The following is a 13003-nucleotide window of genomic DNA, read 5'->3' as shown; positions in this document are numbered from 1 at the left end:
CTCAGCGCTGCTCGCGGCCCTCGGCGGTCTCGGGCGCGGAGAGCGGGAAGAAGGGGATGCGCACCTCGAACGGCGATCCGTCGGCGCGCTGGAAGGTGTAGAACCCCTCCATCGATCCGAACGGGGTCGTCAACGGGCAGCCCGAGACATAGTCGTGGCTCTGCCCCGGCTGGAGCAGCGGCTGTTCGCCCACCACGCCCTCGCCATCCACGTGGTTCACCATCCCGCGCCCGTCGGTGATGCGCCAGTGGCGCGTGCGCAGGCGCAGCGGCTCGTGCGAGCCGTTCTCGATGCGGATGTGATAGACCCAGAACCACTTGCCCGCCTCCGGATGCGATTGCTCCGGCAGGTAGTTGACGGCGACCCGGACAGTGACCCCGTCGGTGGTGGCGGCGTGCTGGAAGAGCTCTTTCATGTCGGGCCTCAAGTTAGCGATTCTGCGCAGGGTCACAAGAGGGGCAACGCGCTTAATCCATCCTGTATCCCGCACGAGGCGAGATTTGCTCGCCTGCAAGGGCCGGGCGCGACATAAGGTGCGCTGGCCACAAGGAGAGATACGCGGATGATCGACGATCGGCTGCAACCGCCCCTGCCCCTGCCCCTGCCCATCACCCGCCGCACGGCTTTGGGGAGAATCGGTGCTGGCGTGCTGGCCGGGGCGCTGGGTGGCTGCGCGGCGCGCGGGGGAACGGGCCTTGCCATGCCGGTCGATCCGGCGGCCACCGCCACGCCCGATCTGGTCGATCTCGCCCGGTTCGATCCGCGCCTGCGGTTCGACATCCGTTATGCGAGCCCTGCCAATTTCATGGGCCGGGTGCTCTATCCGCTCCCGCGCGCGGTGGCACAGCGGCCGGTGGCAGAGGCGCTGTCCCGCGTGCAGACCCGCGCGGAGACGGCGGGCTACGGCCTGCTGATCTTCGACGCCTATCGTCCCTGGCGCATCACGCGGATGATGTGGGACGAAACCCCGCCCGAAAAACGCGAATTCGTCGCCGATCCGCGCGCCGGATCGCGCCATAACCGCGGCTGTTCGATCGACCTTTCGCTCCACCGGAACGGCGTCGAGGTCACCATGCCCAGCCCCTATGACGACTTCACCCCGGCCGCCTATCGCAGCAATACCGCCACACCCGCCGAGGCTTTGAGGCTGAGCCGGCTGCTCGAGGGCTGGATGGTGGCCGAGGGCTTCGTGCCGCTCGCGAACGAGTGGTGGCATTACGACTGGGCCGAATGGCGGCGCTACCCTATCATGGATGTGCCGCTGGAGGACGTGACGGCGGAAACTTCCGGTCTCCGCAGATTGCCTTTTCAAGCTGGCTGAACATTCTTGCGCAGCGGCACTTTCCAGTCGTTCAGGGTTGCCGCGCGCCAGGTCCATTCCAGCGGCCCATAGCGGTATCGAGCATACCACCAATGTGCGAACAGGATCTGCATTCCGAAAAAGGCGATTGCGAGCAGGATTCTCGTTTGCGTATCCCACACCTCGGCCATTCCCAGACCGAATTGATACAAGATGGGAACGGCGACAAATGAATGCGCGACATAAAGCGTCAGAGTCATGCGGCCGGGACCCCGGAACAGGCCAACGAGCCGTTGCGCTGGCGAATTCCACAAGAGCGCCAGAAGCCCGATTTGCGCTGCGATTGCGCTTATTCCTATCCACTGGAACAGAATTGCCCGCTCGGTAAAGGGTCCGATCGCAAACTCTGAGCCTGATCCTGATCCGGGCACCATCGGCTTTACGAGGAATTCGAGGATCGCGAAGATGGTGCCGCCAATGAGCAACAGTGCCAAGGCAATCCCGCGATCTTTCGCAATGCGGGCGAAGAAACCTGTCCGCTGAATGACAACGCCAACGGCAAAAAGTCCGGCAATCTCGCTTACCCTGCCAAACGACCAGTTTATCGACCACTTGACGAGGTTACCCTCGATGAGATTGGCCTCGATGAGTTCTCCCAGGCTGCCGTTCCTGAAGACATCCCAAAGACCGGAGCGAGCAAAATAGGGCTCTGACGCGGCAAAGGCATTGCCCGATTGCGCCAAAAGCCACTGGATGAGCAGCGGTATCTGAAGGAAAAACAGGCCCGCAATTGCCATCAGCGCATAATTGCTGCGAACTCTGTCCAGCGGGATGAGCAGAAGCCCCAGAAACGCGAGCAAGCGCAAAATCTCGGGGGAATACAGCAGCGAGTGGACAAATCCGATCCCCATAAGGAGCAATAGTCGCCAGGCGAAACGGGCCGTGAAATCGACACCGCGTCCGCGCTGGTTGGCCATGATTGTTGCGAAACTGAACCCGAAAAGCAGCGCGAATATCGCGAATGCCTTGCTGCCGAAGAGGAAGAAAATCGCCTGCCCCCACGTATCGTCGGTCGATCGCGATAGTCCAACGCCAAATGCTTCAGCCGAATGCACCATGAGAAGGCCGAACAAAGCGAAGCCCCGGAGGGCGTCGACATATTCAATTCTTTCAGGCCGAACCTGCGCACTACTTGTGCCGTTCATCGAATTCCCCCCTTGGATTTTCGGCGTGCCCCGGGGAGAATAGGCACTGCCTATTTTTGATTGTCAATGCGGCACCCGGGACAAACCGATATCGATTTCGGCTCTCATTACATGAAAGGTGCTGCACATGGCCGTTTCACAGTCTCCGTAACTGGGTCCACAGCAGCGATCAAAAACCGTGACAAAACTCCGCGAGCTTTCAAGGCATTGAAGCGCAAAATCAGACCGCCCGCTAACCACCAAGTTCCGGTTGTAAGCCGAGTTGTTGCGCAGTCCTGAAAGCGCACGGGCAGCTCTCGCTCCACCCGCGCCAAAAGCGGACATTCAGCAAGCGCCCCCTAAGTGGTCTTCAGAAGAAAGGCGAGCATTTGGGAGCAAGCGCGGCCTTGATAGAGTGACTTAGCCGCAGGCTAACTTGTAAAATCTGTGAGCCCTACGCACTATCAACAATCAGAGCGCTCATGCGACTCGGGGCCAGCAAAGGAACGCATCGATGAAGAAGTCAAAAACTCTCGCGCTTGTAGCGGCTGCATCAATTGGTTTTTTTGGAGTGCAGCGATAGCGCATACGCCTAGCGATCTGGTCAGTCTGATCGGGATGAAGGGCGCTTATATCGACGCTGAGATGGGCAAACACGGTTACACCTTCTCCCACGCTAAGGGCGCACAATATTGGTGGAACGGTGATAAACATGTTTGCGTCGCAATTTCCGTTTCGCAAGGGCGTGTGGCAGCGATTAACAGTGTGCCGAGCGTCCAGTGCGGACACAGTGCGCCTGCGGCGCATGCACCAGGCCACGCAAGCGGCCTTGCTGGCATCAAGGGCATGAATTCAATCGCTGCCATAGATGCTATGTCGGAACGCGGCTTCACCAACGTTGACTCGTTTGAGTCGGGTTCGACCCAGTATGGTATCTTCTTCAATCGCGGTTCCGGCATTTGCGCACAGCTGACGATGGCTGGCGGGACGGCACTTGACGCGAGCGATATTCACACACATCCGAAGTGTCACTGACGGATATTTGGTTAAATAGCTGAGAAGCCGTGGGAAGGGCGAGGCCAAGTATGCCCTCGCCTTTTTCGTTGGGTCCGCTTCCCACCCACTTCCGGTCATTCACGAGGCTGCGTGGGTCTCCTGAAAGCTGCCGTCTGACCGGCCCCCTCAATCCTTCGCCAACTCTTCCTCGACTTGCCCCAGCCGCTCTTTGCCGAAAAACATTTCGTTCCCGACCCACATCGTCGGAATGCCGAAGGCGCCGCGTTCGACCACGGCATCGGTGTTGGCGGCGAGCGCCTGTTTCACGTCATCGCTCTGTGCGCGGGCAAACAGTTCGGCAGCATCGAAACCGGCTGCCGCCAGCACCGAACCGATGGCTTGCGGAGAGGCAATATCCAGCCCCTCTTCCCAGATCGGCGCAAGCAGCGCCTCGACGAATTCGACCCCGCGCCCGTCGTTGCAGGCGGCCTGCAACATTCGCTGCAAGGTGATGGAATTGAACGGAAATTGCGGGTGCAGCCGGTACTTCGTCAGCCCGTGCTTTGCGATGTAGCGATCCATCTCCAGCTGGGCATAGGCGTTCTTGCCCTTGACCTCGGCATCGCGGATCATCGGCGGGGCATTGCCGGTGATGCGGTGCATGCCGGCAAGGAAGACGGGGATCACCGCCAGTTCTGCCCCGCGACGCGCGGCGATTTCCTTGAGCGGGCCCCACACCATGTAGGCATTGGGCGAGACGAAATCGAAGACGAGTTCAACGCGCTTGGTCATGTATCGTCCCTCAGATCCCCGCAGCGGCAAGCGCGCGGTCCATGTCCTCGGTCAGGTCGGCGATATCCTCAAGGCCCACATTGATGCGCAGCAATCCCTCGGTCACGCCCATTGCAGCGCGCGCCTCGTCGGTCAGGCCGGCATGGGTGGTCGAGGCCGGGTGGCACATCAGGCTGCGCGCGTCGCCGATATTGTTGGAAATATCGATCAGTTCGAGCGCGTCCAGAATGGCGAAGGCGCGCGCGCGGCTGCCGACGTCGAGCGCGAAGATCGGACCCGTAGCATCCATCTGCTTGATCGCGAGATCGTGGCGCGGATGGCTCGGCAGGCCGGGGTGCCGCAGATGCCCGCCCGCCGCGACAATGCGCGGTTCGAGGAAATGACCGAGCGCCACGGCGTTCTCGCTCTGCAGGCGCGCGCGGAAGGGCAGGGTTTCCAGCCCCTTCAGCACCACCCAGGCGTTGAAGGCGGAAAGCGTCGGGCCGGTATTGCGCTGGAACGGCATCAGCACCTCGTCGATCCACTGCTTCGACGCGCAGATCGCGCCCGCAAGCACCCTGCCCTGCCCGTCCATCAGCTTGGTCGCGGAATAGGCCACCACATCAGCGCCAAAGTCCATCGGGCGCTGCAACACCGGCGAGGCAAAGGCGTTGTCGACCACAGTTGTAATACCATGCGCCCTGGCAAGGCCGCAGACGTAAGCCAGATCGACGATGTCGAGCGTCGGGTTGGCCGGCGTTTCGAAGAAGAAAACCTTGGTATTGGGCCGGATCGCGGCGTCCCATGCGGCATTTTCGGCGCTGTCGATCACCGTGGTTTCGATGCCGAACTTGGGCAGCAGGTTGTCGACCAGCCAGCGGCAAGAACCGAAGGCGGCGCGCGCGGCAACCACGTGGTCCCCCGCCGAAAGCTGGCACAACAGCGCCGCGGTCATCGCCGCCATCCCGCTCGCCTGGGTGCGGCAGGCCTCCGCCCCCTCCATCAGCGCGATGCGTTCTTCCAGCATGGCGACGGTGGGGTTCTGGAGGCGCGAATAGGTCATGCCCTCGGCCTCGCCCGCAAAGCGGTCGGCGACGGTTTGCGCGTCGTCGTAGGTGTAGCCCGAGGTGAGGAACAGCGCCTCGCTGGTCTCGCCGTGTTCGGATCGCCAAGTGCCGCCGCGCAGCGCGCGGGTGGCGGGACGCCAGTTGGCGGTGGCGGCGCGGTCCATTCCGGTGGTCTTCTTCATGGCGCGCTGCTTAGGACGGCGCGAGGCCGCCCGCAAGCAGGCCTTCGCGGGCCGTGTCGGCATGCCCGATCGCCGACAGCATCATCGCGCCCTCGATCACGGTGAGCAGATAGCGCGCACCGCCCGCCGGGTCGGCATCGCCTTCGGGCATCTGCCCCTCAAGCCAGCCGAGCAGCTCGCCCATCATCGCCTGCGCCGCCGCAGCAAAGCCGGGAGTCCCGCGCGCCGCCCCGGCAACGATTTCCCACCACAGCGCCATGAAGGGCTGCATCGCCGGATCGCGGTTCTGATCGATGATCCGCGCCAACACGTCGGCGCGGGTGGAAGGCCTGTCATCGCCCAGCGCCGTCTCAAGTCCCGCGGCATAGAGCGCGGCAAGATAGGCCAGCAGATCGGCAATCAGCGCCTCCTTGCTGCCGAAATGGTAGAGCAGCATCCGGTCGGATGTGCCCGCCGCCTTTGCCAGCGGGCGCAGGCTTGCCTGCCCGAACCCGTGCGCCAGCACGTGCCGCGCCAGCAGCGGCAACAGGCTTTCCTTGGACATCGGCGGCTTTCGTGCGGGCGCGGGCATGGCGGGGTTGTAGCAATCGCTACGAGAGGCTACAAGCGCGTGTAGCAGTCGCTACATATACGCGGAGACCAGCACCATGCCTACAGAAATCACGCCCTTCATCGCGCTCGCTGGCGGCGGGCTCGCCATCGGTGTGGTGGCAATCATCACCACCTTGCTGCGGCCCGAAGCACCGGGCAATGCCGTGCTCGCGGCGGCGCTATCGGCGGGGTTTGCCGCTTTCAGCGCGATCACCATCGCGGTCGAGGGCGTGTTTCCGGTGGTGCTCAATCATACCAGCAACCTGTGGGGCGTGCAGGTGTGGTGGGATTTGCTGTTTTCGCTCGGCATTGCCTTCTTCCTGATTGCGCCGCGCGCGCGGGCCGCGGGCATGAATTTGCCGCTGTGGACCGTGCTGATCCTCGCCACAGCGAGCATCGGTTTGCTGGCGATGTGCGCGCGGCTGTTCTGGCTCGAACGGGCGGGCGCAAAAGCCTGATCCGCACTTGCCCGAGGGCGCGCGCCTGCCTAAGCGCTTGAACCGCCATGGCCGAGGCACGCGCTTCCTTTCCGATCGAGGGCACCCCGCCGCTCCACCCGCGCGATCCGCTCGGCTGGTGCCTGCTGTTGACGGGCCTCTATGCGCTGCTCGCGGGCTGGCGGCTGGCGATCCCTTCGACCCCCTATTTCGACGAAGTCCATTATCTGCCCGCAGCGCGCGAGTTGCTGTCGCTGTGGGAAACCGGACAAGGCGCCTATCTCAACCGCGAACACCCGCTGCTGGGCAAGGAGATGATCGCGTTGGGCATGGCGCTGCTGGGCGACAATCCGCTCGGCTGGCGGATCATGCCGTCGCTGGCAGGCACGCTGACCCTGTTCGCTGCCATGCGCGCGCTGTGGCACGCGAGCGCGGACCGCTTTGCCAGCATCGCTTTCGGGGTGCTGCTGGCCACCGGCTTTCACCTGTTCATCCAGTCGCGCATCGCGATGCTCGACATCTTCATGGCCGCATCGCTCGCGGTTGCCGCGTGGCAATTTGCGGGGGCTTGCGCACAGCCCGAAACGGGGCGCCGCCGCCTTGCGCTGACGGGCATTGCGCTGGGGCTGGCAATGGGGGCGAAGTGGAATGCGATTCCGCTCGCCATGCTGCCCGGCCTTGCCTTTTTCGGCGCGCGCCTTTCAGCCGGACGGCGGCGGCTGTTCCTGTCGCGCCGGGGCGCGCCTGTGCCGGGGATCACGCTGGTGGAGGCCTTCCTATGGCTCGGGATCGTGCCGCTGGCGATCTATGCGCTCACTTTCGTGCCGGGGTACTGGCTGGGCGGGTACCTGCGCCCCTCGCCGCTCGCGGAAGCGGGGCTGATCGGCTTCCACACCGAAATCCTGAGCCTGCAGCAGCAGGTTCTCACGCCCCACACCTATCAGAGCACGTGGCAGCAATGGGTGCTGAACACGCGCGGGATCTGGTATCTGTACGAGGCGGTAGACGGGGCGCAGCGCGGGGTGCTGCTGATCGGCAATCCGCTGACGATGCTGCTGGGCCTGCCCGCGCTGGCGTGGTGCCTGGTAACGGGCGCGTGGCGCGGCGATTGGGCAAAGCTCGGCGCGGCAATCGGCTATGGCGCGGCGCTCGGCCTGTGGCTGATCGCGCCCAAGCCGGTGCAGTTCTATTATCACTATTTCGTGCCAAGCCTGTTCCTGCTGGCGGCGCTGGCACTGGCCTTGTCGGATCTCAGGCGCAGCCACTGGGGCGGGTGGCTCGCCTGGGGCACGCTCGCCGCGTCGGTGGGGCTGTTCGTGCTGTTCTACCCGATCCTCGCCGCTGCGCCGCTCGAAAGCGCGGACAGCTTTGCCAAGTGGACATGGCTGACGGGATGGAGATAGACGCCTAAAACCTCCCCCACACGAAGCGGCTCGACAGGGCGTAGTTCCAGACCGAGCCGAGCAGGATCCCCGTCAACGCCGCGAGCGCCCAGAACACGCCCTTGCCTTCTAGGAAGGTCGCCACCGCCACATTGGCGAAGGCCCCGACCGCGCAGGTCGCACAGAACCCTGCCCAGCCGCGCAGCACCGCGCCCCAGCCTTTCAGCCGCTTGTCGCGATAGGTCAGCCAGTTGTTGAGCCAGAAATTGAAGCTCATCGCCACCAGCACCGCCGCGCTCTGCGCCAGCGCGAAGCCTTCGCCGAACAGGAACAGCAGGCTCGCCAGCACCGCGAAATGGACGATCACCCCCAAGGCGCCGACGGTACCGAACAGGGCGAAACGGGTGGGGATCACCCGGCCCAGCGTCTTGTCGTAAAGCCCGGCGAGGAAATCGAACAACACGGCACGGTCCAGCTTGCTTTCTCCCTCCCGGCGGGCGGCAAAGCACAGCGGAAATTCCCTGACCCGCAAGGGCGCATCCGCCGTCGCCAGCAGATCGAGCAGGATCTTGAACCCGATTCCCGAAAGGCGCGGTACCAGCGCGCGGGCGGTGGCGGCGGGTAGCATGAAATAGCCGCTCATCGGGTCGGACAGCTCCACCCCCGTCAGCCGCCGCGCAAGGCCGTTGGCAAAGGCGGACAGGCGCTCGCGCCCGGGCGCGGCCCATTCGGCGGTGCTGGCGCCGGGCATGAAGCGGCTGGCAACACAGATCTCCGCCTCGCCCGAATGCAGCGCCGCAAGCATGGCGGGAAGCAGCGCGGGATCGTGCTGGTGGTCGGCATCCATCACCGCCACATAGGGCGCGGCGGTGGCGCAAAACCCCTCGATCGCCGCACTCGCAAGCCCACGCCGCCCGATGCGCTGGATCACCCGCACGCGCGGGTCTGCCAATGCCAGCGCGCGGGCCTCGTCAGCCGTCCCGTCGTGGCTGTCGTCATCGACGATGATCACTTCCCAGCCCTGTGTCCCCATCGCGGTGGCAATCCGCTCAAGCAGAGGGGCAAGATTGCCGCGCTCGTTCAGCGTCGGCAGTATGATCGCGAGGTCGAGCATCGCTCTAAAGGCGCGCGCGCACCGCCTCGCCGATGGCCGCCGTGCCGTGGCTGCCGCCCAGATCGCCGCCCATGAACCCGTCGGCCAGCGCTGCGGCCACCGCGTTCTCGATCCGCGTCGCCTCGCTCTCCAGCCCGAAGGAATGGCGCAGCATCATCGCCGCCGACAGGATCGTCGCCAGCGGATTGGCCTTGCCCTGTCCGGCAATATCGGGCGCGCTGCCGTGGATCGGCTCGTAGAGGCCGAAGGTGCCATAGGCGGTCTCGCGTTCGCCCAGCGAGGCGCTCGGCAGCAAGCCGATCGAACCGACTGCGGCGCTGGCAAGGTCGGACAGGATGTCGCCGAACAGGTTGCCGGTCAGCACCACGCCGAACCGGTCGGGGTGGCTTACCACCTGCATCGCGGCATTATCAACATACATGTGTTCCAGATCGACGTCGGGATATTCGGCCGCGACCTCGATCACCACGTCGCGCCACAACTGGCTGGTTTCAAGCACGTTGGCCTTGTCGACGCTGGTGAGTTTGTGCCCGCCCGTTGCGGCGGCGCGGAAGCCCACATGGGCGATGCGGCGCACCTCGCTGTCCGAATAGCTCATGGCGTCCCAGCCCTCGTGCTCGCCCGCCTCGCTGACGCGGCGGCCCTTGGCACCGAAATACACGTCGCCGGTCAATTCGCGCACGATCAGCATGTCCAGCCCGCCGGCGATATCGGCGCGCAGCGGCGAGAGGTGCTCCAGCCCCGCGAACACCCGTGCGGGGCGCAGATTGGCAAACAGGCCCAGATGCTTACGCAGGCCGAGGATCGCCTGTTCGGGGCGCAGGTGGCGCTCCAGCGTGTCGCAATCGGGATCGCCCACCGCGCCGAACAGGATCGCATCAGCCCCGCGCGCCATTTCGAGCGTCGCTTCGGGCAGCGGATGGCCATGGCGCTTGTAGGCCGCGCCCCCTACGTCGCCCTCCACCAGTTGGAGTCCCGGCAGGGCCATAGCCTCTAGCACCGCCACCGCCTCGGCAGTCACCTCGGGGCCAATCCCGTCACCGGGCAGGACTGCAATCTTCACGCCTTTTCCCCTTCAAGCCATTCGCGCCAGCCGATCGGTCAGCAGCTTTCGCGCGGCCATAACATCGCGCTTCCTGCCTGCAAGCAGCGAGTTTGCGAGCGGTGCCTCAAGCTGGCCGAGCGCCTGTAGCAGCGCGGGCAGATCGGCGCCCGGATCGGGCCGCGCTGCGCCATAGCCCATCTCGGCCAGCAGCATCGCCTCGTAAGCGACCAGCCCGCTTACCCAGCCGCGCGCCGAAGGGGCCACGGCAATCGCAGCAAGCAGCGCGTCGAGCGCCTCGTAAAGCGGAAGACAGGAATAGCGTTCAGGCAACGAAGCGGCGGTGAGCGCGCAGACCCACTGGATCGCGGCGGCAGGCAGCGGTTCCGTCATCAATGCGGCGCGCGAATGTTCGAGTTCGAGCCTGGCAAAGGGGAGCTGGCTGGCGGATCGTACCGCAAGATCAAGCGCGACGCGGTTGCCCGGCACCATCACCGCGCGCATCTGCCGCCCACGCCCGCCAGCGACATAGGCCGCGACAAGACCGTAATCGGGGGTCAGCAGGCGTGCAACCGCTCCGGTCTCGCCATTGGCACGGCTGGACAGCAAAACGGCCGGCGAACGCAGGTTCATCGCCTGCGCACCACGATTATTTCTTCGAAAGCTTGGCTTCCAGCGCGGCGACCTTCGCTTCCAGCGCGTCAGCCTGTTCGCGCGCCTTCTGGGCCATCGCCTTGACCGTGTCGAATTCCTCGCGGGACACGAAATCGATGCCGCCCATCGCTTCGCGCAGCCGTTCGCGCGCGCTTTCGCGGGCTTCGCGGGTCATGCCCGCCATCGTCCCGGCGGCGCTGTTGGCGAGTTTGACGAGGTCGGCGATGATCGGGTTCTGGCTTTGCATGGCATGCTATTTGGCGAGGCCCCGCGCGCTTGTCCAGTGCGGCGGTGCCTACAATTTCACGCGCGTCTCTGCCCCGGTGTCCCCGCGTGCCCCGCCGTCAGGATTGGCGGCGATGAACTGGTAATTGAGCACACTGGCAAAGCACAGCCACGCCAGATAGGGCAGCAGCAGCAATCCCGCGCCGCGTCGCACCCGCCACACCAGGAACAGCGCGACCAGCAGGCTGATGACGCCGTAACCGAGCACAGCCAGCCCGGCGGTCATGTCCTGCATGCCGAAAAACACCGCCGTCCAGCCTTGCGTGCCGATGAAATGCAACGCGAACACAGCCAGCGCGATCCCTCGTCCGTTAGCGCCCCACGCGCTCGCCACCAGTGCCAGCGACAGCCCGATGAGGACAAACAGGATGCTCCACACGATCCCGAAGACGATGGGCGGCGGGTAGATCGCGGGCTTTTCCAGTCCGGCGAACCACGGCGTATCCGGCCCGCCAAGATTGCCCGCGGCAAACCCCACAAGCAGCACCAGCGGCACCAGGAACAGCGCCCAGCGCAGGAAACTCGCACGCAATTGTGCTTTGGAAGCAAGGACGTTCATTCTGTCTCCCCGTGCGGGGGCGCCGGTGATTCTCCGACACCCGCCCGTCTGGCCGCTCGATAACAGAGCCGTGCACCAGCGCCAAACCCGTCGCGGAATCCTGCCCCGCAATGAGGCACTGCCTGCGCAGCAAAGCGAAAGCGAGCCATGTTTTGCAGGAAATGACAGGAAAGGCTTGGGCCATGGCACAGCACTCTGCTAAGGCCTGCCACATTCCTGCCGTGATTCGGAAGCGCGGTAGCGGCAGGAAGATACAAACCCGCGCGCTTCCGTTTATCACCAGCCGGTTTTTCCGGCCCCACAGGGGAAATATCATGAAGAAGATTTCTGCGCTGATCGCCGTCGCCGGCCTCGCTGTCGCCACCGTCGCTTGCTCGCCGGCTGCTGAAGAAGCCGACACCACCGCCGACGAAACCGCTGTTGCTGAAGAAGCCACCACCGAAGAAGCTCCGGCTGAAGACGCGATGGCTGCCGAAGGTGAAATGGCTGCCGAAGGCGAAGCCATGACCGAAGAAGCTCCGGCTGAAGAAGCTCCGGCTGCCGAGTAATCCTTCGGGATTGCCGGTCCCGGCGTAATGCCGGGTCACGGACAAAAGAAAAGGCCGGCAGCGCCCACGGGTTGCTGCCGGCCTTTTCTTTTGTCCGGCGCGCGCGTCAGCCTCGCCGCGCGCTGATCAGGAATTCGACATTGCCCTGCGGGCCCGTAATCGGGCTTTCGACGATCCCCTCGACCGTCCAGCCGAGCCCTTCGATCCAGCTCCGCACCTCGTCGCAGACCCGCATGTGCAAATCGGGATCACGCACCACGCCGCCCTTGCCCACTTCCTCGCGCCCCACTTCGAATTGCGGTTTGATGAGCGCGACCAGACGGCATTGGGGCGCCGCCAGTTCAAGCGGACGTTCGAGCACCTTGGCCAGGCTGATGAAGCTCGCATCGCACACCACCCAGTCGCACACGCGGTCGATCATCGCGGGCGTAAGGATTCGCGCGGAGGTCTGTTCGAGCACGGTCACGCGCGGATCCTCGCGCAATTTCCACGCCAGCTGGTTGGTGCCGCTATCGACGGCAAAGACATGCGCCGCGCTCTTTTGCAGCAGCACGTCGGTGAAACCGCCGGTGGACGATCCGATATCCATCGCGGTCGCGCCTGCGGGATCGAGGCCGAAATGTTCGATAGCGTGGGCAAGCTTGATGCCCCCGCGGCTGACCCAGGGATGATCCCGCCCGCGCACGTCGAGGCTCGCGTCCTCGGCGATCTGGTGGCCGGGCTTGTCGATCTTCACCTCGCCCGCGAACACCAGCCCCGCCATGACCAGCGCCTGCGCCCGCGCGCGGCTTTCGGCCAGCCCACGCTCGACCAGCAGCTGGTCGACGCGGCGCTTCTTGGCTTTGGCGGGACGGGACGGCGTTTCGGGCATGGACAAGCACGGCTCCTAGC

At 64.6% G+C, this 13003-nt stretch carries 16 protein-coding genes; 5 read left to right on the top strand and 11 right to left on the bottom strand.

The genetic code is table 11. The features are described from left to right. Position 1: 1 nt before the first annotated feature. Positions 2 to 415, bottom strand: coding sequence for a Co2+/Mg2+ efflux facilitator ApaG/CorD (gene apaG / locus OIK40_RS08500; RefSeq protein WP_273677775.1), 414 nt, complete (start codon positions 413 to 415; stop codon positions 2 to 4). A gap of 147 nt (positions 416 to 562) precedes the next feature. Between apaG and OIK40_RS08495 the strand changes: the two genes are divergently transcribed. Continuing rightward, entirely contained in the window at positions 563 to 1321 is a 759-nt protein-coding gene (locus OIK40_RS08495) for a M15 family metallopeptidase (protein ID WP_273677774.1), read from the top strand. On the opposite strand, the gene OIK40_RS08490 is transcribed toward OIK40_RS08495, so the two are convergent. Further along, complete coding sequence (locus tag OIK40_RS08490; RefSeq protein WP_273677772.1) at positions 1309 to 2505, bottom strand: DUF418 domain-containing protein; 1197 nt, start codon at positions 2503 to 2505, stop codon at positions 1309 to 1311. The two genes, OIK40_RS08495 and OIK40_RS08490, sit on opposite strands and share 13 nt — an antisense overlap. A gap of 426 nt (positions 2506 to 2931) precedes the next feature. On the opposite strand from OIK40_RS08490, the gene OIK40_RS08485 reads away from it, so the two are divergent. After that, positions 2932 to 3519 carry a hypothetical protein gene (locus OIK40_RS08485; RefSeq protein WP_273677770.1) on the top strand — a complete coding sequence of 196 codons (588 nt, stop codon included), beginning with the start codon at positions 2932 to 2934 and terminating at the stop codon, positions 3517 to 3519. Positions 3520 to 3666: 147 nt separating this feature from the next. On the opposite strand, the gene OIK40_RS08480 is transcribed toward OIK40_RS08485, so the two are convergent. From OIK40_RS08480 to OIK40_RS08470, 3 genes are read right to left on the bottom strand one after another with little or no spacing between them, the layout of a single operon-like run. Further along, positions 3667 to 4272: a 2-hydroxychromene-2-carboxylate isomerase gene (locus OIK40_RS08480; RefSeq protein WP_273677768.1), complete on the bottom strand. Its 606-nt coding sequence runs from the start codon at positions 4270 to 4272 to the stop codon at positions 3667 to 3669. A 10-nt stretch (positions 4273 to 4282) separates the two neighbouring features. After that, on the bottom strand, positions 4283 to 5500 hold the full coding sequence (locus OIK40_RS08475) for a trans-sulfuration enzyme family protein (protein ID WP_273677766.1): 1218 nt from the start codon (positions 5498 to 5500) through the stop codon (positions 4283 to 4285). 10 nt (positions 5501 to 5510) lie between these two features. Next, entirely contained in the window at positions 5511 to 6044 is a 534-nt protein-coding gene (locus tag OIK40_RS08470) for a TetR/AcrR family transcriptional regulator (RefSeq protein ID WP_273677764.1), read from the bottom strand. Between the two features lie 103 nt (positions 6045 to 6147). Between OIK40_RS08470 and OIK40_RS08465 the strand changes: the two genes are divergently transcribed. Both OIK40_RS08465 and OIK40_RS08460 read left to right on the top strand, forming a co-directional pair. Continuing rightward, positions 6148 to 6549 carry a hypothetical protein gene (locus OIK40_RS08465; RefSeq protein ID WP_273677762.1) on the top strand — a complete coding sequence of 134 codons (402 nt, stop codon included), beginning with the start codon at positions 6148 to 6150 and terminating at the stop codon, positions 6547 to 6549. Positions 6550 to 6596: 47 nt separating this feature from the next. Then, complete coding sequence (locus OIK40_RS08460) at positions 6597 to 7931, top strand: phospholipid carrier-dependent glycosyltransferase (RefSeq protein ID WP_273677760.1); 1335 nt, start codon at positions 6597 to 6599, stop codon at positions 7929 to 7931. A gap of 4 nt (positions 7932 to 7935) precedes the next feature. On the opposite strand, the gene OIK40_RS08455 is transcribed toward OIK40_RS08460, so the two are convergent. The 5 genes from OIK40_RS08455 to OIK40_RS08435 are packed head-to-tail and all read right to left on the bottom strand — an operon-like array spanning position 7936 to position 11564. Further along, positions 7936 to 9024: a glycosyltransferase family 2 protein gene (locus OIK40_RS08455; RefSeq protein WP_273677759.1), complete on the bottom strand. Its 1089-nt coding sequence runs from the start codon at positions 9022 to 9024 to the stop codon at positions 7936 to 7938. 4 nt (positions 9025 to 9028) lie between these two features. Continuing rightward, positions 9029 to 10087, bottom strand: coding sequence for a 3-isopropylmalate dehydrogenase (gene leuB / locus OIK40_RS08450; RefSeq protein WP_273677757.1), 1059 nt, complete (start codon positions 10085 to 10087; stop codon positions 9029 to 9031). A gap of 12 nt (positions 10088 to 10099) precedes the next feature. Beyond that, complete coding sequence (gene recO / locus OIK40_RS08445) at positions 10100 to 10699, bottom strand: DNA repair protein RecO (protein ID WP_273677755.1); 600 nt, start codon at positions 10697 to 10699, stop codon at positions 10100 to 10102. Positions 10700 to 10715: 16 nt separating this feature from the next. Beyond that, positions 10716 to 10967, bottom strand: coding sequence for an accessory factor UbiK family protein (locus tag OIK40_RS08440; protein WP_273677753.1), 252 nt, complete (start codon positions 10965 to 10967; stop codon positions 10716 to 10718). Positions 10968 to 11015: 48 nt separating this feature from the next. Further along, complete coding sequence (locus OIK40_RS08435) at positions 11016 to 11564, bottom strand: TspO/MBR family protein (protein ID WP_273677752.1); 549 nt, start codon at positions 11562 to 11564, stop codon at positions 11016 to 11018. 314 nt (positions 11565 to 11878) lie between these two features. Here OIK40_RS08435 and OIK40_RS08430 point away from each other — a divergent pair, with 314 nt between their 5' ends. Next, the gene (locus tag OIK40_RS08430; RefSeq protein ID WP_273677750.1) at positions 11879 to 12112 is read left to right on the top strand and encodes a hypothetical protein; all 234 of its coding nucleotides are present in this window, start codon (positions 11879 to 11881) and stop codon (positions 12110 to 12112) included. Between the two features lie 106 nt (positions 12113 to 12218). Here OIK40_RS08430 and OIK40_RS08425 read toward each other — a convergent pair whose 3' ends face one another. Continuing rightward, complete coding sequence (locus OIK40_RS08425) at positions 12219 to 12983, bottom strand: TlyA family RNA methyltransferase (RefSeq protein ID WP_273677889.1); 765 nt, start codon at positions 12981 to 12983, stop codon at positions 12219 to 12221. Positions 12984 to 13003 lie beyond the last annotated feature (20 nt).

The sequence above is a fragment of the Erythrobacter fulvus genome, from assembly GCF_028595285.1.
Classification (GTDB): domain Bacteria; phylum Pseudomonadota; class Alphaproteobacteria; order Sphingomonadales; family Sphingomonadaceae; genus Erythrobacter; species Erythrobacter fulvus.
Note: the sequence above shows the minus strand (reverse complement) of the source record. Positions and strands in the feature narration are given on the sequence as shown.